Below are 26898 nucleotides of genomic sequence, written 5' to 3'. Positions count from 1 at the left end.
TACTCACGCCTTTTTACAAGCTGCTATAATTTATGCTTCTCTATATAAAAAACAGGTTCAGACTCAACATTTTTAATCCATATACTATCTTTGCCTTCAAGCCCTTCTCTAATCCAAACATTATTTTGCTCATTTTCCATATGCCGGACCCAAGTTATATAGCCATTAACGGCTTGAGGGGTATCATCTCGTTCCTTTTCTTTAGGTGCTGTCAATTGCTTTTGGTCATTAGACTTCAAATGAATGGAATAAAGGCTAGTATACATTGTAGGTACCGGGCCTTCCTTCCATTCTTTATTTTCCTTAGAACGAGCAACAATCACTACATCAGGAGAATACCATGACAAATCCAAGTCAACATCCCCCTTTGGTGTATAAACTTTCTGTCCGATAAAAGCAGGCATTTCTGCGATGGTTGTCCGCTTATTTTCAACGAGAAATCTTCCTTCACCAGAAATATAGGCAAGCTGATTTTTATTCGGGGCCCAATTAAACCAATCCTGATTGTTCAGCATTTTGCCGACTTCTTGAAAACGCTCTCCCTTTGCTGTAATAACACATAATGAATTACTGTCATTGGACCAGGATGCTGTCGGAATAGCCAGAAAGCTAAGCCACTTTCCATCATCACTCCACTTAAACTCCTCTGCCGTTATTGCAAATAAATCTTTATTAGTCAGGATTGTAAAAAAGGGATGAATCTTTTCTTGTTGTAAGTTTGCATCAGCTGCAACTTTAAATAATTCAATGGGGCCCCAACCTGTCGGTAATAAATTGGATTGAGAAGACACAATAAATTCTTTGCCGTTCGGAAACCATTCAAATCCGCTGACACCTAAAGAAACGTTCTCAAACATTTCAGGCCGTCCGTGTTTTATTTTAGTGACGTTTAATATTCCTTGATCATTATAAGCTAACTGATTATTATTTGGTGACCATTTGAAATCCGTTGCACTCACTTGCACATATGGTTGATAGCTTTCGTTTTTGACCATATCATAAATATACAGATCAGACTTTTCACCTTGCTCATCCCCATCTATATACGCAATAAAACGGCCATCAAAGGACCATTTAGGGTTATATACATGCTGAGAATAGGTGAGCTGTCTTTCTTCACTTCCCTCCTTCACCCACAGCTGATTGTTTCGCACAAATGCAGCTGTTAAAGGCACTTCCACTGCGGCTCCAGCAGCAGTAGATAAACTTAAAAAAATAACAAAAAGAGATAAGAGCATTCGATAATTCATAACTAGTCCTCCATTCTGCTACTAAGATGCCCCGAGTTATTATTTCTAATGCTATAAAATACACTAAAAAAGCTCTACTCCCAAGTGGATAAGGGAATAAAGCTTATGATTTTTAGGCAGGGTCTTTCTTAGCCTTATTTTTATTGTTTGGCGCAAACCAGCCGATTAATGCTACCGCTACTAATACTCCATAAAAGATTAACGTCCAGCCAGTGCTATGGGGAAAATGATGGTCCAGTACACCAATATCTTCGTGTGCCAGGGTAATTACGCTAAGCTTGACACCGACCCAAGCTACAATTACATATGCTGTTGTTTCTAATGCAGGTCGCTTATCAAGCAGCTGTACAAACCATGTGGCTGCATATTTAATTAAAACTAGGCCGGCAATCCCACCAAGAAGAACAACGAGAAACTGTCCTCCATCCATACCGCCGAACTCACCAAGCGGTGAATCAGGAAGGCCGAGGGCAAGAGCAACTGCCGCTAAAATGGAATCAATCGCAAAAACTAAATCTGCTAATGCAATCTTTCCCACAGTAGGTAAGAAGCCCTTTCCTTTAGCCTCTTCTTCCACTTCCGTATGCGGCTTTTCTTTCTTAAACCATGCCTTAAAGATATGCTTTAAGCCTAAATAAAGCAGATAAACGGCACCGATTGCCTGTACCTGCCAGACGTTTGCAATAAATGATATCGCAAACAGTGCTGCAAATCGAAAAATAAAGGCGATAATTATACCGTAATTTATTGCCCTTTTTTTCTCATCTTCAGGTAAATGCTTCGCAATTACTGCAAGAACCAATGCATTGTCAGCAGATAACAACCCTTCTAAGCCAATTAAAATCAACAATGCCCAAGCATATTCCAACCATATTGACTCCATTTTTTTCTCTCCTTTCTATTATGTATTATGTGAAAGGTTTAAGCTGACAATAAAGAAAATTAAATAAGTCTGCAAATTTCCAAATAACCCTGTAACTTTATTTATTCCTTAACAAGGGTATTTATTTATAAACTTATTTAAAATTTCTTTAACTTTCTCCAGCCACACCAAACTAAAATACATAAGAGAATAATCTTCTTTGGATAACTCAATAAAGTATACCCTTAATTCCATATAGTTATGCTTTGTTAGTTTTAGTCTGCCAATAACAATGCTAATCATACTTATTTCCTTCAAACATAAAGTATTTTGTTTTAGCAGAGATATTTAATACTAATGTTAAGGACAGTATTGTTCCGAAAATGGAGCTACTGCCCGGCACAAGTCCTGTTACCCATACCAATATTATCAAAGGCAATAACCATTGCTGTTCCTGCATCTGGCTGCTTTAAGATAAACAGGGAATCTCTGTAACACCTAATATATTCCCAATTAATTTTATATCTGTCGCAATCGTTCGATAAAATGGTGTTCTTATTATATGATTGACCGTGATCTTTGCTAAGAAAACAATTAAAAATACCTTCATGAATTCGACAGGCTGCAAGGAGTAATAAACAGGATCAGTATTAATGGACAAATATGTATGAAGGTGATAAGTTATACTCATAGGTATAAATAACTATTAGATAATGAATCTATCATTTTATGGTATGATAAAAACCAACTTTAAAAACTCTAAAAATATGGATTATGGAATTATGAAAGCTTATAAAACAGAGATATACTTGAACGATAAACAAATACATAAAGTCAATAACACCATCGGTGTTTGTCGCTTTCTTTATAATGCTTTTATTGATTACAATAAGGAGTTATATGAAAAAGATGCAAAATTTTGCAGCGGCATGGATTTTGATAAATACGTGAATAATGAACTTTCTCTTGAAAAACCATGGATTAAGAATGTATCTTCTAAAGCTAGAAAGAAACTAATTATGAACGCAGAAAACGCCTTTAAAAAGTTTTTCAAAGGCGAAGCTAAATATCCACGTTTCAAAAAGAAAAACCGCCAGGATGTAAAGGTGTATTTTCCAAAAAACAATAAGACTGATTTAGAAGTGGAACGTCATCGAATTAAGATTCCTACTCTTGGTTGGCTTGTTTTGAAAGAGAAAGGTTACATCCCAACGAAAGGCACGGTCTCAAGTTGTACGATTGAACAAAAAGCAGGCAGGTTCTATATTTCTGTATTGGTCAAAGAAGAAGCAGTACCAACTCATGAAATGTTGAATGCAGAAGGATTAGGGATAGATTTAGGTCTGAGGGATTTTGCCATTTTAAGTGATGGAAGAACGTTTAAAAACATAAACAAATCAGTTCGTATTAGAAAGATAGAAAAAAAGCTTAAGAGAGAACAACGTTCTCTTTCTCGTAAATATGAACATTATAAGAAACTATCAAAAACAGGTGGTGAAACTACAACAAACCAAAGGAAAAATCTAAATAAAAATATTGGGAGAGTACAAAAGATTCATCTACGCTTAACCAACATTCGAAATGCATATCAAGCCTATGTTATAAGAGAAGTGACGAAAACCAAGCCACTTTTTATCACATTAGAGAATTTGAATGTAAAGGGAATGATGAAAAACAAGCACTTTTCCCGAGTAATAGCCAATCAAAAATTCTATCAATTTAAAACGAACCTTAAGCATACATGCCGTAAATTAGGCGTTGAATTACGGGAAGTGGATAGATTCTATCCTTCTAGTAAGTTATGTTCTAAATGTCAAACCAAAAAGCTAAAACTATCCCTTTCGGAGCGTACATTTATTTGTGATAGATGCGGTCATACGATGGATAGAGATGAGAATGCAGCTATTAATTTAGAACAAGCACCAACATATACTGTTCTCACCTAAAGAGGATAGTATATATGTACCGTTGGCTTATACGGCGGGAATTTACGCTTGTGGAGTGTTATACCAACCATAGTAGCGAGCAAATGGCGAGATGGGACACGTAGAAGCAAGAATTATCTATGAATTATACACATTTGGGTATGTTTGTAGGAGCAGCCAATCTTATCAATCACAAACCAGGCTTTCGTTCCCTTAATAACAGGAGCAATCGACGAAGGAGCAAAAAATAAGGCAACGAGCATTAATACTCCTAATAAATAAGCATAAAAAGACATTTGCTTTTATTTGTTCAAAATCAAAATAATAAATGACAGCCGACATTACCAGTCCAACTATGTACCAAAATACTTGCTGGCCAGCAAAATTTGCTGTGTATGGCAGAAATTTTTGAGCACTTTGGATATTTATCGTGCTGATTATCATTAACAGCAGAATGATTAACAAAAAATAATAATCAAACTGGATTTGTTTTGATTGTTCATACTTTCCATCTCCAACAAAACTTGAATAAGTCTCTATTTGTATTACCAATACTTATAACGGAGTTAGGAATTATATTGTTTCAACAAAAAGATGCAACCAGCATTTTTTTGGTTGCATCTTTTTATTAATCTTGTATACTTTGCCATTTTTCCATTAAGCTGTCTACCCTTTTCACAATTTCCGCTTCTGAAACTGTCTTAATTTGACCGTTTTCTACTATCAGCTTTCCATCGACGATAACATCTGAAATAGCATTTGGCTGCATGGAATAGACTATATTGGCAAATAGTTCAGATTTAGGAGAAAGAGATAAATCTTTTAAATCTAATGTAACAAAGTCTGCTTTCATGCCTACTTTCAACTCTCCAGTTGGAAGCTGCAACATCTCAGCTCCTGCTTTCGTGCCCATGTCGAATACTTGTTTAGCATTAATGCATGTTCCATCAAGGCGTGTAACTTTTTGCAGCAGAGAACACATTCTCATTTCTTCAAAAATACTGATGCGGTTATTGCTGCAAGCTCCATCAGATCCGAGTGAAATGCGAACTCCCGCATCCAGTAAGTCAGGAATTCTTGTTACTCCATCTGATAAAAACATATTGCTGGATGGGCAATACGCAAGCCTTGCGTTTTTTTGGCCTAATATTTTTATTTCACTATCTTCTAACCACACTAAATGAATAGCAATCATGCTTTCATCTACCACACCAAGTGAATGGAGATAATGAACTGGACGCAAGCCGTATTTTCCAAGGATTTCATCGACTTCAAATGTTTCTTCTGCCACGTGAATATGAAAGGGTGTTCCTAGCTCCTTAGCGAGGCGATGTCCTGCTTGAATCATTGCAGGAGAAGCTGCATGAGGACTATGAGGTGCAGGATGAATGGAAACCATGGAATCACCTTGATACTTAATCGCTAATTTTCGTGTCCGGTCCACTGCCTCTCCCACTGTTTCCCGATAACTTATTGGGGCCCCTTCCCAATCGTACATTGTTCTTGCAAAAACGAGACGAATACCTAAATCTTTAGCAGCTTGAATGACAGCTTCATCTGTAGCAGTACCGCCATTATGAACATAGAAGAAATCACTAACTGCCGTAACTCCGTATTTCAGCATTTCTCCAAATGCAAATAAGGCACCTGTATAAATTGCCTCCTCATCTAGTAAGGGAGTATAACGGTAAAGTGCTTGATCTCTCCATTCTAGAAATGGGCGATCTACAGCAATTCCTCTTAATAAGCTTTGAAAAGAATGATTATGAGCATTCACAGTGCCAGGCACAATTGCTTTTCCTTCCCATTCAATTACAGTAACGCCTTTGTATTTTTCTAATAAGCGATTTTTAGGACCAATTTCTTTAATGACTCCGTCTAAAACATAGATTGCTTGATTTTTTTGAAATTGATTATTTATATAAATAGAATCGGCCATATATAAAACACTCAATCTATCATCCCCTTTGTGTGTCTAATTTTTGATCTAGCATAAGAATTGTATGCAGCAAAGTATTTGCTGCTTTTTCAATGTCTTCCAAGCGGCTTTCCTCGTCTGGACAATGGCTCTTTCCGCCAAGACTTGGAACAAACAGCATCCCGCTTTTGGTGATATTCGCCATATGGGCAGCATCATGACCCGCCATACTGCCAAGGAGATAATAAGGATATTCCCAGTTACTCACAATTTCTTTCATCGTATCAATTATGAATGAATCCATACTTGCAGGCGATTGATTAAGCAAGACCTTCCTGTCTATATGAACAAACCGCTTTTCTGTCACTCGTAAGCACTCTGTCGTAAATGCCGCCAATATATCTTGTATTTCTACAGATGATTTCCCTCTAATCTCTAAAGTCATACACACTTTGTGAGGGATAATATTTGGCGCATTAGGGAGTATGTTCATCCTGCCGATTGTGCCAACCACTTCATTCGAAGGATGATTTAAGCAGGCACGCTCAAGGGATAAAATAAGCTCCGAAGCGGCAGTTAAAGCATCTTTTCTATCTTCCATAATTGTCGTTCCCGCGTGGTTCGCCTCGCCAATTACCGTAATGCTCTCACGATAAATTCCGGTAATGGCCGTTACTATCCCGATGGGAACGGACCTATTTAGCAATCTTTTGCCTTGTTCTATATGCACTTCTAAATAGGCACTTAACTCCTCAGGCTGAAGCACACAATTCTCAAAAGTATCCAGATCGCCGCCTGCTGCCTGTAAGGCATCAGTTAGTAAAGTTCCTGCTGGATCTGCTACATTTAAAATTTCCTCTGTTGTTAATTTACCAGTAACTGCTCTGCTTCCAAATGTTGATAATCCAAAAGGGTTCGGCTCTTCCGCACTAAAAGACACTAATTGTAACGGATGTCTTGTCATTATTTCGTTTTCTTCAAATACTCTCATGATTTCAAGCGCAATCAGCACACCCAACGCTCCATCATATTTCCCGCCATTTGGAACAGTATCAAGATGTGAGCCGAAAACAATGCTCGGAAGCTTTTCTTGTCCTGTACGCTTGCCCCAAATATTAGCTGCCTGATCCGTTTTAACAATCAAATTCACTTGATGAAGTTGATCTTTCAGCCAATTTCTTGCTGCCAATTCACTTTGACTAAAGGTGGTCCTGTCAAGACCACCTAAAGCATTTATGCCAATCTGGCCGAGCTCATCAATATCTGTCATTAAGCGAGCTATATGAATGGAAAGTTTCTTTCCTTTCAACAAATCGCACCACCTTTGACTACAATTTCGCCGCTTTTAATAACTGTATCTACGAGATTAACTGCATAATTATATTGAAGTGTTTGATAATTAACAGCATCAAATAAAACTAAATCTGCTTTTTTGCCTACTTCAATACTGCCAATCTCTTCAGCTCTGTTAATGGCATGGGCTGCATTAATAGTGCAGGCTGTCAGCACTTCTTCTGGTGTCATCTTCATTGTTAAACAAGCTAAATTCATAATAAAAGGCAATGATTCTGTTGGAGAGGAGCCTGGATTCCGATCTGTCGAAAGGGCAATTGGCACGCCTGCATCTATCATTTCTCGGGCATTGGCTGGTTCAGTCATTAAGAAAAAGGCAGTCCCAGGCAACAGCACAGCAATCACCCCTTTTTCTGCCATTGCCTTTATCCCCTGCTCTGAAGCACGTAACAAATGATCTGCTGACACAGCACCTAACTCTGCTGCAAGTTCCGCCCCTCCAAAAGAGACAATTTCATCTGCGTGAATCTTTGGTAATAACCCCAGCTTTTTTCCTTCCTCCAGAATACGTTTTGATTGCTCAATTGTGAAAACACCTTCCTCACAGAAAACATCACAAAACTCAGCCAGTTTATCTTGAGCAACGACAGGGAGCATCTCCTCTACAATCAGCTGAACAAAATCGTCAGGATTTTCTTTATATTCAGCAGGAACAGCATGTGCACCCATAAAGGTTGAAACTAAATCAATGGGATGTATGTTATTTAGCTTTTGGGCTGCCCGTAATTGCTTTAATTCAGCTTCTAAGGTTAAGCCGTAGCCGCTTTTCGCCTCCAATGTTGTGACACCATGTAATAAAAACCGATTTAATCGCTTAGCGGTCTGTGCGATCAGTTCTTCTTCAGAAACTGCTCTTGTCGCTTTCGTCGTGTTTAAAATGCCTCCGCCAGCTTTTAAAATATCCATATACTTGGCGCCTTTTAAGCGCATTTCCAATTCTTGTTCCCGGCTCCCTGCAAACACAATATGTGTATGAGGGTCGATCAACCCTGGAGTTAACACTTTGCCTTCCCCACTTACAAAAGTTACAGTCTCAGGTTGCGTGTTAACAAATTCCTCTGCTGCTTGATCTGTACCGACATATACAATGCGGTCACCGCTTATTACGACACTGCCATTTTCAATGACGCCTATTTCAGCCATTGCTTTTCCAGATTTCGGCTTGTCACTGCTTCCGCTTACGGTAATTACTTGTGAAGCTTTTTTTATATAAAGAAGATCTGTCACTTGTATCTCAACCTTTACTTTAGATTTGGAATATGGATACCTTTTTGCTTTGCCGTTTCAATTGCAGCTTCATAGCCTGCATCCACATGCCGCACAACGCCCATTCCAGGATCTGTTGTCAGCACTCTTTCAAGGCGCTTGGCAGCATGCTCTGTGCCATCTGCAACAACAACCATTCCAGCATGAAGGGAATATCCCATTCCCACACCGCCTCCATGGTGAACAGAAACCCAGCTTGCACCTGCTGCCGTGTTGAGCAATGCATTCAATATCGGCCAGTCTGCCACTGCATCACTGCCATCCTTCATTGCTTCAGTTTCCCGGTTTGGTGAGGCAACAGAGCCAGCATCTAAATGATCTCTTCCTATTACGATTGGTGCAGACAATTCCCCGCGTGCCACCATTTCATTAATGATCTTTCCAAATCTGGCCCGCTCTCCATAACCTAGCCAGCAGATTCGCGCTGGCAGGCCTTGAAATTCTATCTTTTCTCGGGCCATTCTGATCCAATTGCACAGATGCTCATTATCAGCAAACTCTCGTAAAATAACATCATCTGTTTTATAAATATCTTCCGGATCGCCTGATAATGCTACCCAGCGAAATGGTCCCTTTCCTTCACAAAACTGGGGACGAATAAAGGCTGGAACGAATCCTGGAAAGTGAAAAGCATTTTCTACTCCTTCATCAAAGGCAACTTGACGAATGTTATTGCCATAGTCAAAGGCGACAGCTCCTTGCTCCTCCATTGCCAGCATAGCTTTTACATGTACAGCCATGCTTGCTTTTGATTTTTTTACATACTCTTTTGGATTTTCTGAACGAAGCCTCTCTCCATCTTCCAAAGAAAAATGAGCTGGCAGATAGCCATTAAGTGGATCATGGGCAGATGTTTGGTCTGTAACGATATCTGGAATAAATCCGCGCTTCACCATTTCTGGCAGCATTTCAGCTGCATTTCCAAGCAAGCCGATTGAAAGCGGTTTGCCCGCATGCTTTGCATCTTTTGCTAGTGCAATTGCTTCATCTAATGTTTCAGCAAGTACATCACAATAACGAGTCTCGATTCGCTTTTCAATCCGGCTTCGATCGACATCAATGCCAATTAACACACCGCCAGCCATTGTTACAGCCAGTGGCTGGGCCCCGCCCATTCCACCAAGTCCTGCTGTTACGGTAATTGTTCCTTTTAACGTTCCATTAAAATGCTGGTTCGCGCATTCAGCAAACGTTTCATACGTTCCTTGAACTATTCCCTGTGTGCCAATATAAATCCAGCTTCCTGCCGTCATTTGGCCATACATCATCAGTCCTTTTTTATCAAGCTCATGGAAGGTATCCCAATTTGCCCAAGCCGGCACAAGATTAGAATTAGCCAATAAAACACGGGGTGCTGCTTCATGTGTTTTAAAAACGGCCACTGGTTTGCCTGATTGAATAAGCAAGGTTTCATCGCTTTCTAACTCTTTTAATGACGCAACTATTCGTTCAAAGGATTCCCAGTTTCTAGCCGCCTTGCCAATCCCTCCATATACAACCAGTTTTTCTGGATGCTCCGCTACTTCTGCATCTAAATTATTCATTAACATTCGGAGAACAGCTTCCTGCTCCCAGCCTTTCGTATTCAAAGCAGTTCCCCGCGGCGCTTTAATTGCATTTTTTTCAAGTTTCATTTTCCATTCCTCCTGCTACTCATTTATATAATTAGATGGATAATCTTCTACTTTTATTCCTTAGCTAGAGTGATAGTTTCGCAGCAAAGGACCATTCTTGTGTTTTCATAGCTTGTGCTAAGTTTTCAATATCTGTGGAAAAGATACGATCGCTTGTGATTAATGGCACCTCTGCACGAATTTTTTCATGCAATATCTTCGATTGGGGAGAGAGTTTTTCAGCACCTCTAATATCTGCTGCCTGTGCACCGCATATAGCTTCAATTGCAAGCACTTTCCGTGTGTTTTGCACGATTTCATAGGCATGGCGTGCCGCAGTAGCTCCCATGCTGACATGATCTTCTTGATTTGCAGACGACGGGATGGAATCAACACTGGAGGGATGTGCCAATGTTTTATTTTCCGAAACAAGGGCCGCAGCAACATATTGGGTAATCATTAATCCTGACTCAAGTCCTGGATTAGCACTTAGAAAGGCTGGCAGATCATTTAACTGCGGATTTACGAGTCTTTCAATTCTTCTCTCTGAAATATTTGCCAGCTCTGCAGTTGCAATACTTAAGAAATCCATCGCAAATGCGATAGGCTGACCGTGAAAGTTCCCTCCTGATATGACTTTTCCGCTTTCAGCAAAAATCAATGGATTATCTGTTGCCGCATTTATTTCAATCATCAGCTTTTCTTGTACATAATTTAATGTTTGCCATATAGCACCATGTACCTGTGGTATGCAGCGTAAAGAGTAAGCATCTTGCACGCGGATCTCTCCCTGCTTTGTAGTTAATTGACTGCCTTTTACATAGGAAAGAATACGTGCCGCTACTTCCTGCTGCTCTGGATAAGGTCTTACTTGATGGGATTCAGGAAAGAATGCATCGACTATTCCTCTAAGTCCTTCTAACGTCAAGGCAGCTACTCTGTCTGCTAAAACAGCGAGGGATTGTGCTTCTAAATAAGCTATCACGCCTACTGAAGTTAAGGCTTGCGTGCCATTTATTAAAGCAAGCCCTTCTTTCGCTTTAAGCTGTATCGGTTTTAAGCCAGCACGCTTTAATGCTTCCTTGCCATCCAGCTTTTCCCCTTGATAAACAGCCTCTCCCTCCCCAACTAAGACGAGGGCCAGATGAGCTAATGGTGCAAGATCACCGCTTGCTCCAAGTGAGCCTTGACTCGGAATGACAGGAGAGATTCCGAAATTTAAGCAATCAACCAGCAGTTGGAGCGTTTCCGGGCGAATTCCTGAGAAGCCTTTCGCCAGAGCATTCGCTCTCAACAGCAGCATCAACCTGCATATATCTTCAGAGAAGGCCTTACCGACACCACAAGCATGACTTCTAATAAGGTTAATTTGTAAATGCTCTAAGTCTTCATTTGAAATAACCGTATCACTAAACTTGCCAAATCCAGTGTTAACACCATAAATAACCTTTTTCTCCTCAATAAGCTTCTCCACAACAGCTCTGCTATTTTTTACATTTTCCCAAGCTTTTTCATGGATGGTTACCGTCGCTTTGTTGGCTAATACTAATTGAATTTCCTTTAACGTCAAATGGTTCCCATCAAGTAGGATATTCATGATCCTTCAACCTCTCTTTATGCTTTTTTTAAATAAAAAAGGGGCTGCACAAAGAAAATGAATTCTTCATACAGCCCCCTAATAGACTATAAACTATGGGCATACAATTTATTTGGTTTTATAAACTAATTAAAAATCGGCTAAATGGCTAATAACTGAATACCATTATTATATATGTAGACAGAATATTTTGTAAATATTTATTTATTAAATATGATTAAAGCCAAGCCCTAAAGCATCATGCTCAAAACCCTTTTTTGGTGCACCGATTGTCCCGAAAATACAGACACAGATCCATTCCCCATTATATCCGTACTTTTCAATTTCCCCTCGTACAATACCAAATGTCAAACCGACTGTCCGCAATATTTCTCCAAATTGAACATTGCCTCTCCCTACACCTTGCAGTGCTTCTAAAATAGTATGATATAGAGCATGAACCTCTCTGTAGGAGTCTCCGTCAATTATCTCATTTGACTTTGCAGTCGTTTCAATAGCGGCAATAACTTTAAATAAGTCCATTGCTCCTACTTTACCAACAGTATAGCGGTATCCTCTTCTGCTTAGTTCATCTTTTAGTGTTTGCTCGCTGCTGCTGTTATTTAAAAGTGTTAACAATGAAGTTAACTTACCCATTGAGTAGTTTTTCACGAAGACAATCCTCCTCCCTGTAGTTTATTTTAGGTATACAACAAAAAAACCTCGCATGAAAGAACAAAAAAATTCCTCTTGCCAAGTCTCCTTCTACTAACTAAACACTAAACTAAGACTCATATGTATGTACCTAATTCCACAACCTGCACTGTATTTCTTGCTCTTACTTACTTCTCTTACATCTGTTTATTGAACTAAATATCTATTTCTATTTTCTTACATCTCCAAATAGGTGTCAATATAGATTTCTTAATTTTCCGAATCATCCACTTTTTATATTTAGCTCTCACTTCACAAATTAGTGTTTGACCTTAGAATTACTAGAAGGTTTATACTTAAGGCAATAATAAATATATATAAATGGAAAGTTGGTTTAAAAATGATTAGAATAGCTTCACAGAAGGATGCGAAGGCGATAGCGTCCTTACTATGGGAAATATTCGAGGACATGGAATTATCATTGCTCAAGAAAATACCTAAAAACACATTATTAGAAATGGTAGCAGAAGCAGTTGCAGACCCTGTTTACCGATATGGCTTTAAGAGAGGTATTGTATACGAACTAGATGGAGAAATAGCTGGTGTATGCTTTGGATACAAGGCTGTTGATGAGCCGGTCATTGATGACCCGTTCATGGAAATATTAGTAAATAACGGGTATGATAATAACGAAAAATTATTTGTTGATAAAGAGGCATTACCGGACGAATGGTATTTAGACTCTATTGTTGTTAATCCAACATACAGAGGGTTAGGGATTGGTTCTGCGTTACTAAGAGAAATGGAGCAAATGGCGTTAAAGGCAGGCTCTAAGAGAATCGGGCTCAATGTAGATATTGCCAACCCTAAAGCAAAAAAGTTATATTCAAGTATAGGCTATACAAAGGTGGCAGAGCTTGTCTTAAGCGGCCATCGTTATGAACATCTATGTAAAGCATTATCTAATACTGCTGCAGCAGTAGTACAAAAATAATCTGCAGAATTGCCATTTCAATAGAGATGGGCGCAGTTATGGAGCGGAATTATGAATTGGAAAATAAACGAAATCGCTAATCTTTATGACATTAGTGCACATACTTTGCGCTACTATGAGGAAATTAATTTAGTAGTCCCTAGCAGAGGCGAAAATAACTATCGTATTTATACAGATGAACATTTACAACAGCTGAATATCATCCGTGATTTAAGGAAATTTAATATACCATTAGAAGAAATTAAAGACTATTTAGAGAAACGCACGGTTGAGAAGACCTTAAACTTATTGAAAAAACAGCAAAACTTTCTTGAACAAGAGTTAGCTGCACTGCAAGAAATGCAGCATATCGTCGAGGAAAGAATTGATTTATTTACACATACTGCCCAAATGTCTGAAGGTGAATGTCAGGTGATTGAGTACCCTGACAGATATGTGATTGCCAGTAATGATAAAGATACTGATGGTGAACATGTAGACTTATCATTGAAAGAGCTGTATAAAAAATACGAAAACAATCTTCCGTACTTAGAGCAACAGATGATTGGCAGCTTTCTGTACGTTAAAACTTCAACTAATTCGATTAATCACCGTGTATTTTATTATATCGAAAATGATTCAGACCCGAATACAATGATAATACCTAAAGGAAAATATGCATCTACTTGTTATAAAGGCAATTATAAAAAAACACAGCAGTATATTACGAAGCTGAAAGAGTATATCAAAACAAACAATTACACAGCCGATGGCCACCTTTTTGAAACGTATCTCATTGATTTTCATGAAACTCATATAACAGAAGAATATGTGACAAGAATGGAAGTAAGGATTAAAGACCCTATATAAAGTTTAGTGCATGAACAGATTTGTTCATGCTTTTTTGCTTCATTGACAATTCCCCTATTCTATTCACTCTTTTTATTATAAAAGTACAAAAATTCTTGAAATTATTATTAGTAAGTATTAAACTAACTACTATAAATATACGTAAGTATTACCCTAACTACTAAAGTAGTAAAAGAAAGGACGTGTTATGTTGGACGAAATCTTTAAAGAATTGCAGAAGCTCGGTTTTTCCCAATATGAATGTAAAGCATATGTCAGCCTTTTAAAGCATTCACCTATGACAGGCTATGAGATTAGCAAACGATCCAGTGTCCCTCGGTCTATGATTTATGAAGTGCTTGGAAAACTGCTTGATAAAGGTGCTGTGTACATTGTTCCTTCTGAACCTGTCCAATATGCGCCGCTGCCAGCAAAAGATTTAATTTCCCGACTGCGGCAGAACTTTGAACAGTCTTTTGATTATTTAGAGAAAAACTTAGCAGCACTTAAAAGTGAACAAGAGGTAGATACTATCCACCGGATTAGCGGTGATGAAAATGTACTAGCAGAAATGAATAATTTGATTTTACGAGCAAAAGAAGAAATTTGGCTATCTGTATGGGCTCCGCAAATACCGCCTATTGAGGATGCTGTATTACGGAAAGAAAAAGAAGGTGTTGCAGTCACCTCCATTTTATTTGGTGCGCCAAACACAACGCTTGGCTATACAACACATCATGATTATATGTCTCCTAAAGTCGCAGAGGAACGTACAAACGGCCGGCTGACCATTGTGGCTCGTGATAACGAAGAAGTGATTATTGCGAATTGTTCCCCAGCTTCCCAAGGCTGGGCTATAAAAACACAAGATCCTGCCCTTGTATTGGTAGCACTCGAATATATTGGCCATGATATTATTTTTGCAGCATTGACAAATGAAATTGGCGAACAAAGAGTAGAAGCTCTTTGGAGAGATAATAAAGATTTATTGCGGGTTGTTACAGGAAAACGGTTCAAATAATTGTTTGAACCGTTTTAATAGCAATTTTTATTAGTAGTTAGTTTTATAACCTCTACTGAAGAAAGGAGCTTTACCTATGCAGCTTGACAGTCCCAACTACAGCATAGTAATGAAAAAAGGATCAGAGGAAACATTCTTACAAGGAGTCAAAGCATGTATACCAACATTATTAGCTTACTTAAGCATTGGTTTTGCCTGTGGAATCGTGCAAAAAACAGCAGGACTCAGCATTGCTGAAATAATATTACTAACCTTATTTGTTTATTCAGGCTCCGCTCAGTTTATTGTGGCTAGTATGTATCTTATCAGTACTCCACTTGCTGTAATCACAACGATTTTCTTTGTTAATATACGTCACTTACTTCTAAGTGCTGCTCTATCACCTTATTTTCAGCATTTGTCCCCTTTTCGTAATATGTTAATTGGGGCAGTGTTAACAGATGAAACTTTCGGTGTGGCTATCCAAAAAAGTGCAGAAAAGAACAATATAAGTGAAAAATGGATGCACGGTCTTAATATAACAGCGTATGTAAATTGGCTAATTGCTAATTTGGCAGGTGCTTACTTTGCAAAGTGGATAACAAATCCTGATGCACTTGGTCTGGAATTTGCGTTGCCAGCTGTTTATATTGGTTTATTAGCTATATCCATTTCAGTCAGAAAAACTGTGCGTATTGACATACTTGTCAGCATAATAGCAACAATAATGATAATAGTGTGTTCACGGTGGCTCTCAGGCAGTTTAAGCATTATCATTGCCACTATTTTAGCAGCCACTATCGGGATGGTGATGACCAAATGGAAATAAACGCTGCTGTACTTTTAATTGTAATTGGAGGAGCTATCGTAACCTTTATACCAAGAGTTGTGCCTATAATGGTACTCAGCCGATTAAAGCTGTCAGATAACGTTCAAACCTGGCTGCATTTTGTGCCTATTGCCATACTCGCCGCTATAATTGGACAGGAATTATTTATGGAAGATAACAAAGTACAGATAATGCTAAACGAGGAGCTGCCAGCAGCCATTATAACAGCTCTTATTGCCATTAAGACTCGCAGTTTATTATGGACAGTTGTTGCTGGAGTTATTGCGTTTGTATTAATGAGATGGTTACTTGCTGGATTTTCAATATGAAAGAATATAATAATTGCACCTTTTTTAGGTGCAACTATTACCTTTAATCTATCTTAGAAAATTTGTACCGTTCTCATCGTTAAATGCCATCTTCCTTTTCTATGCATGAATGTTTAAAAATGTACTCCCCTATCCTCCAACTAAAATATAGACAAAATCTCTAAAAAAAGAATTCCCTAAACTTATGACTTGCATTTTCCGTAAAAATATATTATTATTTGACGTATCAATAGTTGATATGTCAAATATTGATACGTCAACAAATAACTTTAATTATAAAGGAGACAGTTTACTATGAGTAAATTTCAAAAAATAAATGATTTCAATGAGATTGTATACGGACGCCGTTCTATTAAGGTGTATGACCCTACTGTTAAAATCAGCCGTGAAGAGATGAGTGAAATCTTAACACAAGCTTCTAAAGCTCCATCTTCTATTAATATGCAGCCATGGCGCTTTGTAGTTATTGACAGTGAAGAAGGAAAAGCTAAACTAGCTCCTCTATCACGCTTTAACAAAGATAAAGTTTTGAGCTCTTCTGCTGTTATCGCTGTGTTCGGTGACAAGAAGAACTTTGATTATGCGGAGGAAATCTACAGCAAGGCTGTTGAGCTTGGCCTAATGCCTCAAGAAGTAAAAGACGCTCAATTGAATGCTTTTACACCATATTATGAAAATATGTCCGAGGAAGTCATGAAGGATACTATTATGCTAGATGCTGGTCTTGTTTCTATGCAATTAATGCTGGTGGCACGTGCTTACGGATATGATACAAACCCTATCGGCGGATATGAAAAAGATCAAATTGCTGAAAGCTTCGGCCTTGAGAAAGACCGCTATATTCCAATTATGCTTCTGACTATCGGTAAAGCAGCACATGAAGGTTTCGAATCATACCGCCTCCCTGTTGAAACAACAACAGAATGGAGATAATAACTAGTTTTTACATTTACTTTAAAGAATACTAGGAAGAAAAGAACCAGGGACAATCTTAACCTTGGTTCTCTTTTTTATATCTCTCCCATTTTTCCGTAATAATATTACAAATCTAAACACCAATATTTCTTAAAATGACGCTTATTTTTTATTGTTACATTCTGTTGTCTAAGCTATTGCTAATATTTCAGAATAGTTTGTCATAATTATGTAATTCACTTTTTTCAATAGATATTTGGTCATTTTCTCTGTAACCGTCACTCATTCCTTTATTTACAAATTTCGCAGGAGAATCAGATGATGTTCCTTCAACAATCTTCCTTTTCTTAGCCAAAATCTCACTTTTTCCTCTCTTAAAAATTACAACATTCTCTCTATGGTCTTTCTGACTCACTCCGCTATGATGTTAGGTGTTCAAGCGGTAGGCCAAACTAATTAGAGACAAATATTACAAGGCCTACTCAATATAAAAAAAGGAGTGAAATGATGGCTTTATTATCAGAGGGGAAACGCAAACTGACAAAAGCCAGCATCTTATTTACAATGGTGCTCGGTCTTGCAGCGCCTCCATTGGAAACATCTGCAGAAGAGTTTTCATGGATGGACAAGAGTCTTTCTGCTGAGGAAAGAACTCAAACTTTAGTAGAAGCTATGACATTGGAGGATAAAGTAGACTTTATTACTGGCAATGTTAACAACTATTACGGATTTTATAACGAAGGATTAGAGAAATACGGTATTCCTGCCTTACAAATGGCAGATGGGCCTCTAGGTGTCCGCATTGCCAATCCTGAAATTCAAAACAAACAATCAACTGCTTTGCCTTCCGCAATCGGCCTTGCAGCAACATGGAATACGGAGACAGCAGAAGAATATGGTGATTTGATTGGAAATGAAGCATTCAATACAACACATAATGTTATGCTTGGCCCTGGGCTAGATATTGCCCGCAATCCTTTCGGGGCAAGAAACTTTGAATCTTTAGGTGAGGATCCATACTTACAAGGACAAATGGCATCTAGTTATGTAAATGCCATTCAAAGCAATAATGTCTTGGTAACAGCCAAGCATTACTTATTGAACAATCAAGAAAAGGACCGCTTTACAAGCGACTCTCAAGCTAGTGAACGAGCAATCAATGAAATCTATGCAAGACCTTTTGCAAGCGTCATTGAAAATGCTGATTTAGGAAGTGTTATGTGCTCTTTCAATAAAGTAAATGGCGTTTATGCATGCGAAAATCCTGATTTACTGACTGATTTGTTAAGAGACAGCTTAAACTTTGAAGGTTTCGTGATGAGTGACTACGGAGCTAATGTCAGCACAGCTGAGTCAATTAATGCAGGACTCGACTTAGAAACACCAGGTGAGCCTTTTGGAGTATGGGGCGAAGAGCTCTTGCAGGCTGTGAAGGATGGAAAAGTAAGTGAAGAAACAGTTAATCAAAGTGCATACCGAATTCTTTACCAAATATTTGATAAAGGATTATTCGATAACCCAACACAAAACAACCCAATCGATGTGGCCGCACATGGCGAAATCGCCCGACAAATAGCTGCAGAAACGATGGTGTTACTGCAAAATAAGAAGGACATTTTGCCATTAAATACAGATAAGCTGGATTCAATTGCTGTTATTGGACCTGATGCTGATACTGCATCAGCAGCTGGCGGAGGAAGCTCCCTAGTTAATCCAACATATACAGTAAGTCCGCTAGAAGGTATTAAGAATCGTGCAGGAGCAGATGTACAAGTTGAATATGCGCCTGGTACAGATTCCATCAGTGCTGGAGATATCTTACCAGGTCCTGATGCCGTTCCATCTTCTTTCTTAATGCCAGAGGCTGATTCTGATGAAAATGGATTAAAAGCTGAATACTGGTCTAATAAGAACATGGAAGGAAATCCAGAATATGAGCATACTGCTAAACAAGTAAACTTAAATCTTGGTTTCTATAACTATGAAGGTTTTAATGCACAATCTTCAAAATTGGACAGCCTGCCAACAAGCTTAAACGGCATGATGTCTGCAAGATACACTGGTGTAATCAATGTTCCAAAGTCTGGAGAGTATAACCTTTCTACGACAAGCTATGGTTCAAGCAAAGTGTATCTTGATGGAACTCTAGTGATTGATAACGCTGGAGAACAATTGAATACAATTGAAAAAACAGTTACTCTGGAAGCAAACAAAAATTATGATGTAAAAATCGAGTATAAAACGGACTACAAAGAAGCGTCTGGAAATGATAATGGCGGTCAATTACGCTTTGGCTGGGAAGCTGCAGACAATATTGTTGACGAAAATATTGCTGATGCTGTTGACTTAGCGAAAAAATCAGATGCAGCTGTTATTGTAACAAGAACATATGATAGTGAAGGTTATGTTGATCGTTCGGACATGGAACTGCCTAATAACCAAGAACAGTTAATTAAAGAAGTAGCGAAGGTAAATAAAAATGTCGTAGTTGTCAATGAAAGCGGCATTGCAGTTAAAATGGGAGACTGGAAAAATAAGGTCGAGTCGATCGTGCAAGCATGGTATCCAGGTCAAGAACAAGGAAATGCGATTGCTGACGTATTATTCGGCGATGTAAACCCTTCTGGAAAACTGCCAGTCACATTCCCTGTCGATGAAGATTCCACACCAGTTTCTTCAGAGGAACAATATCCTGGCATTGACGAAGCTGTTAAGTATTCAGAGGATATTTTTGTTGGCTACCGCGGCTATGAGCAATCTGGCATTGAAGCAGCCTTCTCCTTTGGACATGGCTTGTCTTATACAGATTTCAAGTATAACAAGTTAAAAACAAAGGTGAAAGGTACAAAGAAATCTACTGAACCAACAGTTGAAGTTACATTAAACTTAAAAAATACAGGTGATGTTACAGGCTCTGAGGTTGTCCAAGTTTATACTGGAAAGCTTCCTACTAATGTAGAGACAGCTCCTAAACAATTGGCAGGCTTCAGTAAGGTTGAGCTTAAACCTGGAAAAGAGAAGAAAGTGACCATTAAACTGGATGCAAAAGCCTTCTCTTATTATGATGAAAAGAAAAACGAATGGGTTACTCCTTCAGGTAATGTGCCTGTTTATGTGGGCAGCTCTTCCAGTGACATTCGTCTAAAAGGCAGTGTTACTATTTCTAAATCAACAAGCAAGCAGTTAAACAAAGCTAACAATACTAAAAACTAATAACAAACAACAACAAAGATAAAAAAGATAATCGAAAAGAAAATCCCCACAAAAAAGCTTTGTGGGGATCTTTTTTCAGGAGGAACTAAATTTATGATTAAATACAAAATATGGACGTTCCTGTTGCTGCTTATGCTCCTGCTAGCACTGCTTATCTTTGCATATATGAACCCTGTTAACAAGACGAGTAACCAAAAGAAAGTGGACGAAACAGAAGTATTGGTCTGGCAGACGACAGGTGATCAGGCAGATTTACTAGAGAAAAAGGATTCCCTGTATTTTTCAAATCAGCACTCCCCTTCTCTCCCTACTGTAGCAATTGAGCCGAATACTGCCTATCAACAAATGGACGGGTTTGGTGCTGCTGTAACTGGATCAACTGCCTATTTGCTACAGAATGAAGATGATTCTGACCGAAACAGCATTTTAACGGACTTATTTACAAGCAAGGGAATTAATCTATCAATAGTCAGGCATACTATTGGCTCTTCCGATTTTTCTGTCGATGTCAATGGAAATCCAAGCAGTTATACGTATAATGACACAAACGGTGAACCAGATTATGATATGAACTATTTTTCTATCAAAAAAGACAAGGATGTTGTAGGGAGTCTGCAAGATATTCTCACATTAAATAAAGATATTCAAGTCTTGGGTACGCCTTGGAGTGCACCTGCCTGGATGAAATTCGGTGAAAAAACGTTGAATGGCTGGTATTTAGATTATACGAATGACAAAGTGTATAAAGCTTATGCTGATTACTTTGTTCGTTATGTTAAAGCATATAAAAGCAACGGAATAGATATTTCTGCCGTTACCATTCAAAATGAGCCAGAATTCACTTCAGCTAACTACCCTTCTATGAGTATGGGTGCCGAGGAGCAGGCTAAATTCATTGGACAGTATTTAGGTCCAGCTTTTCAGGCAAATAACTTGGAGACAAAAATCATAGGGTTTGATCATAATTGGGACAGTGCTGTCCAATACACAAGTGCATTATTTGAAGACAGTACAGCTGCAGAGTATATCGATGGAACTGCTTTCCACTGCTACGAAGGAACTCCTGCTGCTATGGCACAAATTCATGAAAATTTTCCTTCTAAACATATTTATCTTACTGAATGCAGTTCAGGTAAATGGAGTGAAAGCTTTGCTGATAATTTCAGCTGGCAGATGAGCAATCTTATGATTGGCGGCCCGCGCAATTGGGCAAAAGCTGTGCTAATGTGGAATATCGCACTAGATGAAAATAACGGTCCTGTAAACGGAGGCTGCAGTATATGTACAGGGTTGTTAACAATAGACAAAAAAACAGGGACTACAACGAAAAATGCAGAATACTATGCCCTTGGACATGCCAGCAAATTTGTCCAGCCTCATGCAGTAAGAATTTATTCATCCAATTTTCCAGGCACTATTGAAACGGTTGCTTACCAAAATCCAGACAAATCTATTATCCTCCTAGCACTGAATCCTATGGATAAGGAGAAAAGCTTTCAAATCGAGACTAACGGCACTTACTTTACTTACAGTCTTCCTCCCAAAAGTGCTGTCACATTCTCTTGGCAACCTTAATAGAAGATAGAAAAAGGTGCATTTCCATGAAATGCACCTTTTTAATAGAGGAATTTCATAAGATTTGAGGGTGTAAAGAAGAAAACATTAGGAAGGAAAGTTCTTAACATCATTTATTCAAATCACTTAATTTTTCTTAAATGTTACTCTTTTGGATATGAAGCACCTGGAGCTACAAATTTAGCTTCTTTAACAGGAATGCGGAATAGAACTCCGTTAGACAAGATTAACGCAAGGATATCTTTTTTGTCTTTCACAAGTCCTTGGAAATAACCATAGATGGAAGCATAGTAAGCATTGTCTGTATAAACAGTTACAGGTGTGCCAATAGCAATACCTGCAAAGCGGCCCATTTTTGCAATCGGAATATATGCAGCGAGTACCATCATTTCTTCTGCAGTTTCTTCCTCTTCTTCTGGCACTTCTGGCTCTTCAGGTTCAGGGAATACAGGTTTTTTAATTTTAGCCATAATATCTTCTCCTTTTATATAAAAAATGGTGGAAGGCTATAAACTAGTAAAATTGGCTTGTCCATTTTTTTGTAGTTAACAAAAATCCTTTTAAAATGTAGATGCAGCCTTCTTATATCAAACTGATTTTCACGGCGTTCTTTCCTATCACCAATGAATTCTTATTTACAATTACAGTATATTAACGCTCCCCCTTTGCAGAAACCGCATTTCCCCATAGACACATCCATTTTTTTGAAAATAGTAAAAGAACATAAAATTTAATTCATATAAAGAAACTGTCTAGCAGCATATATCCCTATCATTTTCCTTTTTTTGATAGGGTATAATTTATCTCTTTATATACTACGTTTCCTTCCCTTTGCTAATTGCTTATTCAGCAGTTTCAAAAACCTTTCTTGCGTTTTTGTGCTGTTCTCCAGTCTTTTCACGCGAAATGGACTGTCCAAATATTGGCGTATCTTATAATTTGTTATAAATAATTTCCGATATTTTTCCTCTGCAAATAGTTGTTGAAACCAAACCAGTTGATTTAATTTCTCTATGTGAGAATCAACTCTTCTAGTATCGAGAGTTCTCTGATTAGACATAGAACCCATCATCGCAATTATTAGATCAATGATATAGGATAATCTCATGTTTTTTACCTCCTTAATGATAATTAGTATGGTCCTTAAATTAGGAAAAAAACGAAATAAAAGGCAGGAAAGCTGCACTGCCTCCTGCCTTAAGTACTCCAATATACACTTACATTTCCTCTGGTGCTTTTAACCCTAACAGCCGGAGCCCTTCTTTCAAAACCATTCTCACTGCATATACAAGTGTTAATCTTTGTTGCTTAAGGTTTTCATCATCTAAAATGCGTACAGTTCCGTAATACTTATTAAAAGCTCTCGCTAGTTCCACAACATATTTAGCAATTTGAGACGGATCATAATCTTCCAGTGATTTTTTGACTGTTTCCGGAAAAGCATTTAACGTCATAATAATGGACCATGCTTCTTCCTCTTGAGTCCCTAAAGCTGCTGCCTCTGCTTTAAAATTACCCTTTTTCAGCAACGAAGCAGCCCGGGCATGGCTGTATTGTACGTACGGCCCAGTTTCTCCTTCAAACTTCAACATATCTTCGAGAGAAAACTCAATGTCGTTTTGGCGGAAGTTCTTTAAATCATGAAAGATAACTGCACCTGTACCAACTTGTTTAGCGATTTCCTCTTTGTTGCTAAGATTAGGATTTTTCCGTTTAATATCTTCCAATGCAAGGGAGATGGCACATTTTAGCACTTCTTCTAATAGAACTACCTTCCCTTTTCGCGTTGACATTTTTTTGCCCTCTTTAAGCATCATGCCAAAAGAGACATGCTTCATTCCTTGCTGCCATTTGTTTCCCATCTTATCTAACAGAGCAAATAATTGCTTAAAATGCAATGTTTGTTCATTGCCGACAACATACAGTGCTTGATCAAAGTGATATGTTTCCTGCCGGTAAATCGCTGCTGCTAAATCACGGGTTGCATACAGTGTTGCTCCGTCCCTTTTTTTAATTAAGGATGGAGGCATGCCTTCAAGAGGAACTAATTGTGCTCCGTCTGATTCTTGAAGCAGATTCAGTTCTTCAAGTTTTCGGATAACCTTATCCATCTTGTCATTAAAAAACGCCTCCCCGTCAAAGGTATCAAAGTGAATACCCATTAATTCATAAATTTTTGTGAATTCCTGTAAGGATTCAGCCCGAAACCATTCCCACAAAGCCACTGCTTCTGGATCAGCCTGTTCTAATTTTTTAAACCAATGCCGAGCATCACTCTCTAAGTCAGGGGATTGAAGCGCTTCTTCATGAAATTTCACATACAACTTCAACAGCTCTCTTATGGGCTGCTGCTTTACCTCTTCCTCATTGCCCCATAGTTTATATGCAAGTATTAATTTTCCAAATTGCGTTCCCCAGTCGCCTAAATGGTTAATTCTAATTGTGCGGTATCCACATTTTTCAGAAATTAATGCTAAAGCATTCCCAATTACTGTTGAACGTAAATGTCCCATTGAAAAAGGCTTCGCAATATTGGGAGAAGAAAAATCAATTGTCATTACCTTGTTTGTGCCAATACTTAAATCCCCGTATTGCGCTTTTTTGTTAAGCACCTGTTCCAAGACGGCCTGTGACACTTTGTTTTTATTCAAAAACACATTTAAGTAGCCGCCAACAGCTTCCACTTTTTCAAACTTTGATGCCTTCATTTTTGGAACTAATTCCTGAGCTATACTTTGGGGCGATTTTCGGAATACTTTTGCCAATTCAAAACAAGGAAAAGCCAAGTCTCCTAAATTTGCAAACTTCGGGTTTTCCATCATAAAAATTAGCTTGCCTTTATTAATTTCTCCACCTAAAGCCTCAAAAAGAATTTCAGCAAATTCACCTTTAATGTCCATTTCTTTCCCTCCAAATAAAAAGCTCCCGTCTCTTATATAAATAAGAGACGGGAGCTTTAATATTATCCCGTGGTACCACTCTAATTGTTTTCCAAAATGAAAAACCACTCCAGTTTTTAACGAGGCATTCCCCGGCATTCCCTATTTGATTTTTCAGGAATGCATCTCAAAAGTGCGGTTCATCAATTGCTTCATGCCAAGCTCCCACCATTCTTGACTCGCTTTACTCTCCACAACTGACTACTCTCTTCATCTTCGATTTTCTTAATATTATGGTTATTATATCCAATTATTAAGAAATAGCAACCATTTTTTTCATCTAATCGAAAAATTCTTTACATAATTTGTATCACTATCTCACTTCTTTTGTCGAAGCTCTTCCATCATTCTTACAGTTATTGCATAATAATTATTAGGTCTACAAATGAAAGGATAGTTGGATGATTCAAATTGAACTGATTTGCCATGAACTGAAACGATTAATGGACGATTACTATAAATGTGAAGATCCTGCAATCAAGCAACAAATACATCATGATATTAAGCTTTTAAGCGAGGGGCTGTTCCTAAGTGACCTCCCTGAAGTTTTATTAAAGACTATTAAATGAGTCAGCCCGATGGATAATTCCACCGGGATTTTTTCTTGCTTAGCATAAAGATAAGCTTCCTCGTATTGATATGTAAGCACCATTAAAACTACCAAAAAGTTTGGTGAAAAGTACTAGTTACAAAACGGCTCTTGTTATGGTAAATTAGCTGTGGTGATAATTATGATATTAAAAGAACTGTTCGCAAATTTTGCCATTTTGACATCACTTATTTTTTTATATACACAACTTTTGAAAACACCATTAAATCGTAATTCTAATATGAACTATAAAATTTTTGCTGGGATAGTTGCCGGTATCTCGTCTGATATATTAATGTTTTACAGTATCCATATTGGCGATTCCATCTTTGATTTGAGACATATCCCTATTATTTTGGTGGGTTTCTATGGCGGTTTTATTCCCGTAACCATATCTTTGTTGTTCTTTATTGTCGGAAGGCTGTTAATAGGAATAAGTGTGACATCTTTAATAGCAATAGGGTATATCACGCTTGTGTCATTATTTGCAGTCCTGTTTTCTCCTAAATCAAAAGGCAGCTTGCAGGTGAAAATTGCAATTCTTTTAACTACTAACAATATTATCTTATCAGTTACGGCTGTTTTTCTAGTTGAAAGCACAGAAGCACTGTATGTCCTCCTTCCTATTTATTGGATTGCCTCTTATGCTGCCGGCATCCTTGCCTTTTATATGCTGGAGCTATTAAGAAAAAAGACAATACTATTTGAGAAGTATAAATTAGAGTCAACAACTGATGGACTGACTGGCTTAAATAACGTCAGGAAATTTGATGAGGTTTTTAATTCACTCGCTGAAAGTGTTGGGCAAAAAGGAGAAAAGCTTTCTTTTTTGTATATCGATATTGATTTCTTCAAGCATATTAACGACAATTACGGACATGGCGATGGAGATATCGTATTAAAAGCATTAGGAAATCTCCTCCATAATACAACCCGCTCTTTCGACATCGTGAGCAGAAATGGCGGAGAAGAATTTTCGGATATTTTATTAGATTGTTCGCTCGAAAGGGCTTACGAAATTGGTGAACGCATCAGGAAAATCGTCGAAAATACACCATTTATTATTAGCTCGAATGAGACCATAAACATTACAGTGTCAATCGGTGCAGCAAGCTTCCCTGAAACAACGGATAATATTTGCTCCCTTATAGAAGAAGCGGATAAAGCCTTGTATCAAGCAAAAAGAACAGGAAGAAACAAGGTCTGCATCAATCAGGATGTTAATACTGTTCCTGTTTTAACAGTGTAAACAATCAGGACCCTATCTCTA

At 38.1% G+C, this 26898-nt stretch carries 22 protein-coding genes and 1 other annotated feature; of the genes, 11 read left to right on the top strand and 11 right to left on the bottom strand.

All coding sequences use genetic code 11. The annotated features are described in order from the left end of the window. Window positions 1-23 precede the first annotated feature (23 nt). Both L8T27_RS19610 and L8T27_RS19605 read right to left on the bottom strand, forming a co-directional pair. A complete protein-coding gene (locus L8T27_RS19610) occupies window positions 24-1250 on the bottom strand; it encodes a TolB family protein (protein ID WP_237942448.1) in 1227 nt (408 codons plus the stop codon). Window positions 1251-1362: 112 nt separating this feature from the next. Beyond that, window positions 1363-2133: a TerC family protein gene (locus L8T27_RS19605; protein WP_233315491.1), complete on the bottom strand. Its 771-nt coding sequence runs from the start codon at window positions 2131-2133 to the stop codon at window positions 1363-1365. A gap of 758 nt (window positions 2134-2891) precedes the next feature. Between L8T27_RS19605 and L8T27_RS19600 the strand changes: the two genes are divergently transcribed. Beyond that, entirely contained in the window at window positions 2892-4058 is a 1167-nt protein-coding gene (locus L8T27_RS19600; RefSeq protein ID WP_237944093.1) for an RNA-guided endonuclease InsQ/TnpB family protein, read from the top strand. Between the two features lie 607 nt (window positions 4059-4665). Here L8T27_RS19600 and L8T27_RS19595 read toward each other — a convergent pair. The 6 genes from L8T27_RS19595 to hutP all read right to left on the bottom strand — a co-directional run bounded on the left by L8T27_RS19595 (window position 4666) and on the right by hutP (window position 12420). Next, window positions 4666-5991, bottom strand: a complete 1326-nt coding sequence (locus tag L8T27_RS19595) for an amidohydrolase family protein (RefSeq protein ID WP_237942441.1) — start codon at window positions 5989-5991, stop codon at window positions 4666-4668. A 4-nt stretch (window positions 5992-5995) separates the two neighbouring features. Continuing rightward, on the bottom strand, window positions 5996-7264 hold the full coding sequence (locus tag L8T27_RS19590; RefSeq protein ID WP_237942439.1) for a Zn-dependent hydrolase: 1269 nt from the start codon (window positions 7262-7264) through the stop codon (window positions 5996-5998). Beyond that, complete coding sequence (hutI, locus tag L8T27_RS19585; protein ID WP_237942437.1) at window positions 7261-8535, bottom strand: imidazolonepropionase; 1275 nt, start codon at window positions 8533-8535, stop codon at window positions 7261-7263. Before hutI ends, L8T27_RS19590 begins: the two co-directional genes overlap by 4 nt. A gap of 14 nt (window positions 8536-8549) precedes the next feature. After that, entirely contained in the window at window positions 8550-10208 is a 1659-nt protein-coding gene (gene hutU / locus L8T27_RS19580; RefSeq protein WP_237942435.1) for a urocanate hydratase, read from the bottom strand. Window positions 10209-10272: 64 nt separating this feature from the next. After that, window positions 10273-11784 carry a histidine ammonia-lyase gene (gene hutH / locus L8T27_RS19575; protein WP_237942433.1) on the bottom strand — a complete coding sequence of 504 codons (1512 nt, stop codon included), beginning with the start codon at window positions 11782-11784 and terminating at the stop codon, window positions 10273-10275. A 207-nt stretch (window positions 11785-11991) separates the two neighbouring features. Next, window positions 11992-12420, bottom strand: a complete 429-nt coding sequence (hutP, locus tag L8T27_RS19570) for a histidine utilization transcription antiterminator HutP (protein WP_233315659.1) — start codon at window positions 12418-12420, stop codon at window positions 11992-11994. A gap of 397 nt (window positions 12421-12817) precedes the next feature. Here hutP and L8T27_RS19565 point away from each other — a divergent pair, with 397 nt between their 5' ends. From L8T27_RS19565 to L8T27_RS19530, 8 genes are all read left to right on the top strand, one after another. After that, a complete protein-coding gene (locus L8T27_RS19565; protein WP_233315498.1) occupies window positions 12818-13411 on the top strand; it encodes a GNAT family N-acetyltransferase in 594 nt (197 codons plus the stop codon). Window positions 13412-13462: 51 nt separating this feature from the next. After that, window positions 13463-14260, top strand: coding sequence for a MerR family transcriptional regulator (locus tag L8T27_RS19560; RefSeq protein ID WP_233315499.1), 798 nt, complete (start codon window positions 13463-13465; stop codon window positions 14258-14260). A gap of 190 nt (window positions 14261-14450) precedes the next feature. Next, entirely contained in the window at window positions 14451-15260 is an 810-nt protein-coding gene (locus L8T27_RS19555; protein ID WP_233315660.1) for a TrmB family transcriptional regulator, read from the top strand. A 76-nt stretch (window positions 15261-15336) separates the two neighbouring features. Continuing rightward, entirely contained in the window at window positions 15337-16068 is a 732-nt protein-coding gene (locus L8T27_RS19550; RefSeq protein ID WP_237942431.1) for an AzlC family ABC transporter permease, read from the top strand. Next, a complete protein-coding gene (locus L8T27_RS19545) occupies window positions 16059-16397 on the top strand; it encodes an AzlD domain-containing protein (RefSeq protein ID WP_233315501.1) in 339 nt (112 codons plus the stop codon). Before L8T27_RS19550 ends, L8T27_RS19545 begins: the two co-directional genes overlap by 10 nt. 294 nt (window positions 16398-16691) lie before the next feature. Then, window positions 16692-17330: a nitroreductase family protein gene (locus tag L8T27_RS19540; RefSeq protein WP_233315502.1), complete on the top strand. Its 639-nt coding sequence runs from the start codon at window positions 16692-16694 to the stop codon at window positions 17328-17330. Window positions 17331-17816: 486 nt separating this feature from the next. Beyond that, window positions 17817-20525, top strand: a complete 2709-nt coding sequence (locus L8T27_RS19535) for a beta-glucosidase (protein WP_237942428.1) — start codon at window positions 17817-17819, stop codon at window positions 20523-20525. A gap of 93 nt (window positions 20526-20618) precedes the next feature. Beyond that, on the top strand, window positions 20619-22100 hold the full coding sequence (locus tag L8T27_RS19530) for a glycoside hydrolase family 30 protein (RefSeq protein WP_237942426.1): 1482 nt from the start codon (window positions 20619-20621) through the stop codon (window positions 22098-22100). 143 nt (window positions 22101-22243) lie between these two features. Here the strand turns inward: L8T27_RS19530 and L8T27_RS19525 are convergent, their stop codons facing one another. From L8T27_RS19525 to argS, 3 genes are all read right to left on the bottom strand, one after another. Further along, a complete protein-coding gene (locus tag L8T27_RS19525; protein ID WP_233315505.1) occupies window positions 22244-22570 on the bottom strand; it encodes a hypothetical protein in 327 nt (108 codons plus the stop codon). 338 nt (window positions 22571-22908) lie between these two features. Further along, window positions 22909-23208 (bottom strand): hypothetical protein, encoded by a 300-nt coding sequence (locus tag L8T27_RS19520; protein ID WP_237942424.1) that lies wholly within the window; start codon window positions 23206-23208, stop codon window positions 22909-22911. 109 nt (window positions 23209-23317) lie between these two features. Next, complete coding sequence (gene argS / locus L8T27_RS19515) at window positions 23318-25000, bottom strand: arginine--tRNA ligase (RefSeq protein ID WP_237942422.1); 1683 nt, start codon at window positions 24998-25000, stop codon at window positions 23318-23320. Between the two features lie 40 nt (window positions 25001-25040). Then, window positions 25041-25265, bottom strand: a binding site (T-box leader). A 175-nt stretch (window positions 25266-25440) separates the two neighbouring features. On the opposite strand from argS, the gene L8T27_RS19510 reads away from it, so the two are divergent. Together L8T27_RS19510 and L8T27_RS19505 are read left to right on the top strand one after the other, a co-directional pair. Then, a complete protein-coding gene (locus tag L8T27_RS19510) occupies window positions 25441-25608 on the top strand; it encodes a hypothetical protein (protein WP_237942420.1) in 168 nt (55 codons plus the stop codon). 162 nt (window positions 25609-25770) lie between these two features. Next, on the top strand, window positions 25771-26877 hold the full coding sequence (locus L8T27_RS19505) for a GGDEF domain-containing protein (RefSeq protein WP_248574488.1): 1107 nt from the start codon (window positions 25771-25773) through the stop codon (window positions 26875-26877). Window positions 26878-26898: the final 21 nt, after the last annotated feature.

This window comes from Niallia sp. Man26 (assembly GCF_022049065.2).
Lineage (GTDB): Bacteria > Bacillota > Bacilli > Bacillales > Cytobacillaceae > Niallia.
This window is presented reverse-complemented; position numbering and strand designations above follow the sequence as displayed.

What these genes read in the sequence shown, in the direction of transcription:
- L8T27_RS19610 (WP_237942448.1), bottom strand. Translation starts at nt 1,250, where the DNA reads ATGAATTATCGAATGCTCTTATCTCTTTTTGTTATTTTTTTAAGTTTA.
- L8T27_RS19560 (WP_233315499.1), top strand. Translation starts at nt 13,463, where the DNA reads ATGAATTGGAAAATAAACGAAATCGCTAATCTTTATGACATTAGTGCA.
- L8T27_RS19550 (WP_237942431.1), top strand. Translation starts at nt 15,337, where the DNA reads ATGCAGCTTGACAGTCCCAACTACAGCATAGTAATGAAAAAAGGATCA.
- L8T27_RS19540 (WP_233315502.1), top strand. Translation starts at nt 16,692, where the DNA reads ATGAGTAAATTTCAAAAAATAAATGATTTCAATGAGATTGTATACGGA.
- argS (WP_237942422.1), bottom strand. Translation starts at nt 25,000, where the DNA reads ATGGACATTAAAGGTGAATTTGCTGAAATTCTTTTTGAGGCTTTAGGT.
- L8T27_RS19565 (WP_233315498.1), top strand. Translation starts at nt 12,818, where the DNA reads ATGATTAGAATAGCTTCACAGAAGGATGCGAAGGCGATAGCGTCCTTA.
- L8T27_RS19535 (WP_237942428.1), top strand. Translation starts at nt 17,817, where the DNA reads ATGATGGCTTTATTATCAGAGGGGAAACGCAAACTGACAAAAGCCAGC.
- hutP (WP_233315659.1), bottom strand. Translation starts at nt 12,420, where the DNA reads ATGGGTAAGTTAACTTCATTGTTAACACTTTTAAATAACAGCAGCAGC.
- L8T27_RS19545 (WP_233315501.1), top strand. Translation starts at nt 16,059, where the DNA reads ATGGAAATAAACGCTGCTGTACTTTTAATTGTAATTGGAGGAGCTATC.
- L8T27_RS19525 (WP_233315505.1), bottom strand. Translation starts at nt 22,570, where the DNA reads ATGGCTAAAATTAAAAAACCTGTATTCCCTGAACCTGAAGAGCCAGAA.
- L8T27_RS19510 (WP_237942420.1), top strand. Translation starts at nt 25,441, where the DNA reads ATGATTCAAATTGAACTGATTTGCCATGAACTGAAACGATTAATGGAC.
- L8T27_RS19605 (WP_233315491.1), bottom strand. Translation starts at nt 2,133, where the DNA reads ATGGAGTCAATATGGTTGGAATATGCTTGGGCATTGTTGATTTTAATT.
- L8T27_RS19505 (WP_248574488.1), top strand. Translation starts at nt 25,771, where the DNA reads ATGATATTAAAAGAACTGTTCGCAAATTTTGCCATTTTGACATCACTT.
- L8T27_RS19520 (WP_237942424.1), bottom strand. Translation starts at nt 23,208, where the DNA reads ATGAGATTATCCTATATCATTGATCTAATAATTGCGATGATGGGTTCT.
- L8T27_RS19530 (WP_237942426.1), top strand. Translation starts at nt 20,619, where the DNA reads ATGATTAAATACAAAATATGGACGTTCCTGTTGCTGCTTATGCTCCTG.
- hutU (WP_237942435.1), bottom strand. Translation starts at nt 10,208, where the DNA reads ATGAAACTTGAAAAAAATGCAATTAAAGCGCCGCGGGGAACTGCTTTG.
- hutH (WP_237942433.1), bottom strand. Translation starts at nt 11,784, where the DNA reads ATGAATATCCTACTTGATGGGAACCATTTGACGTTAAAGGAAATTCAA.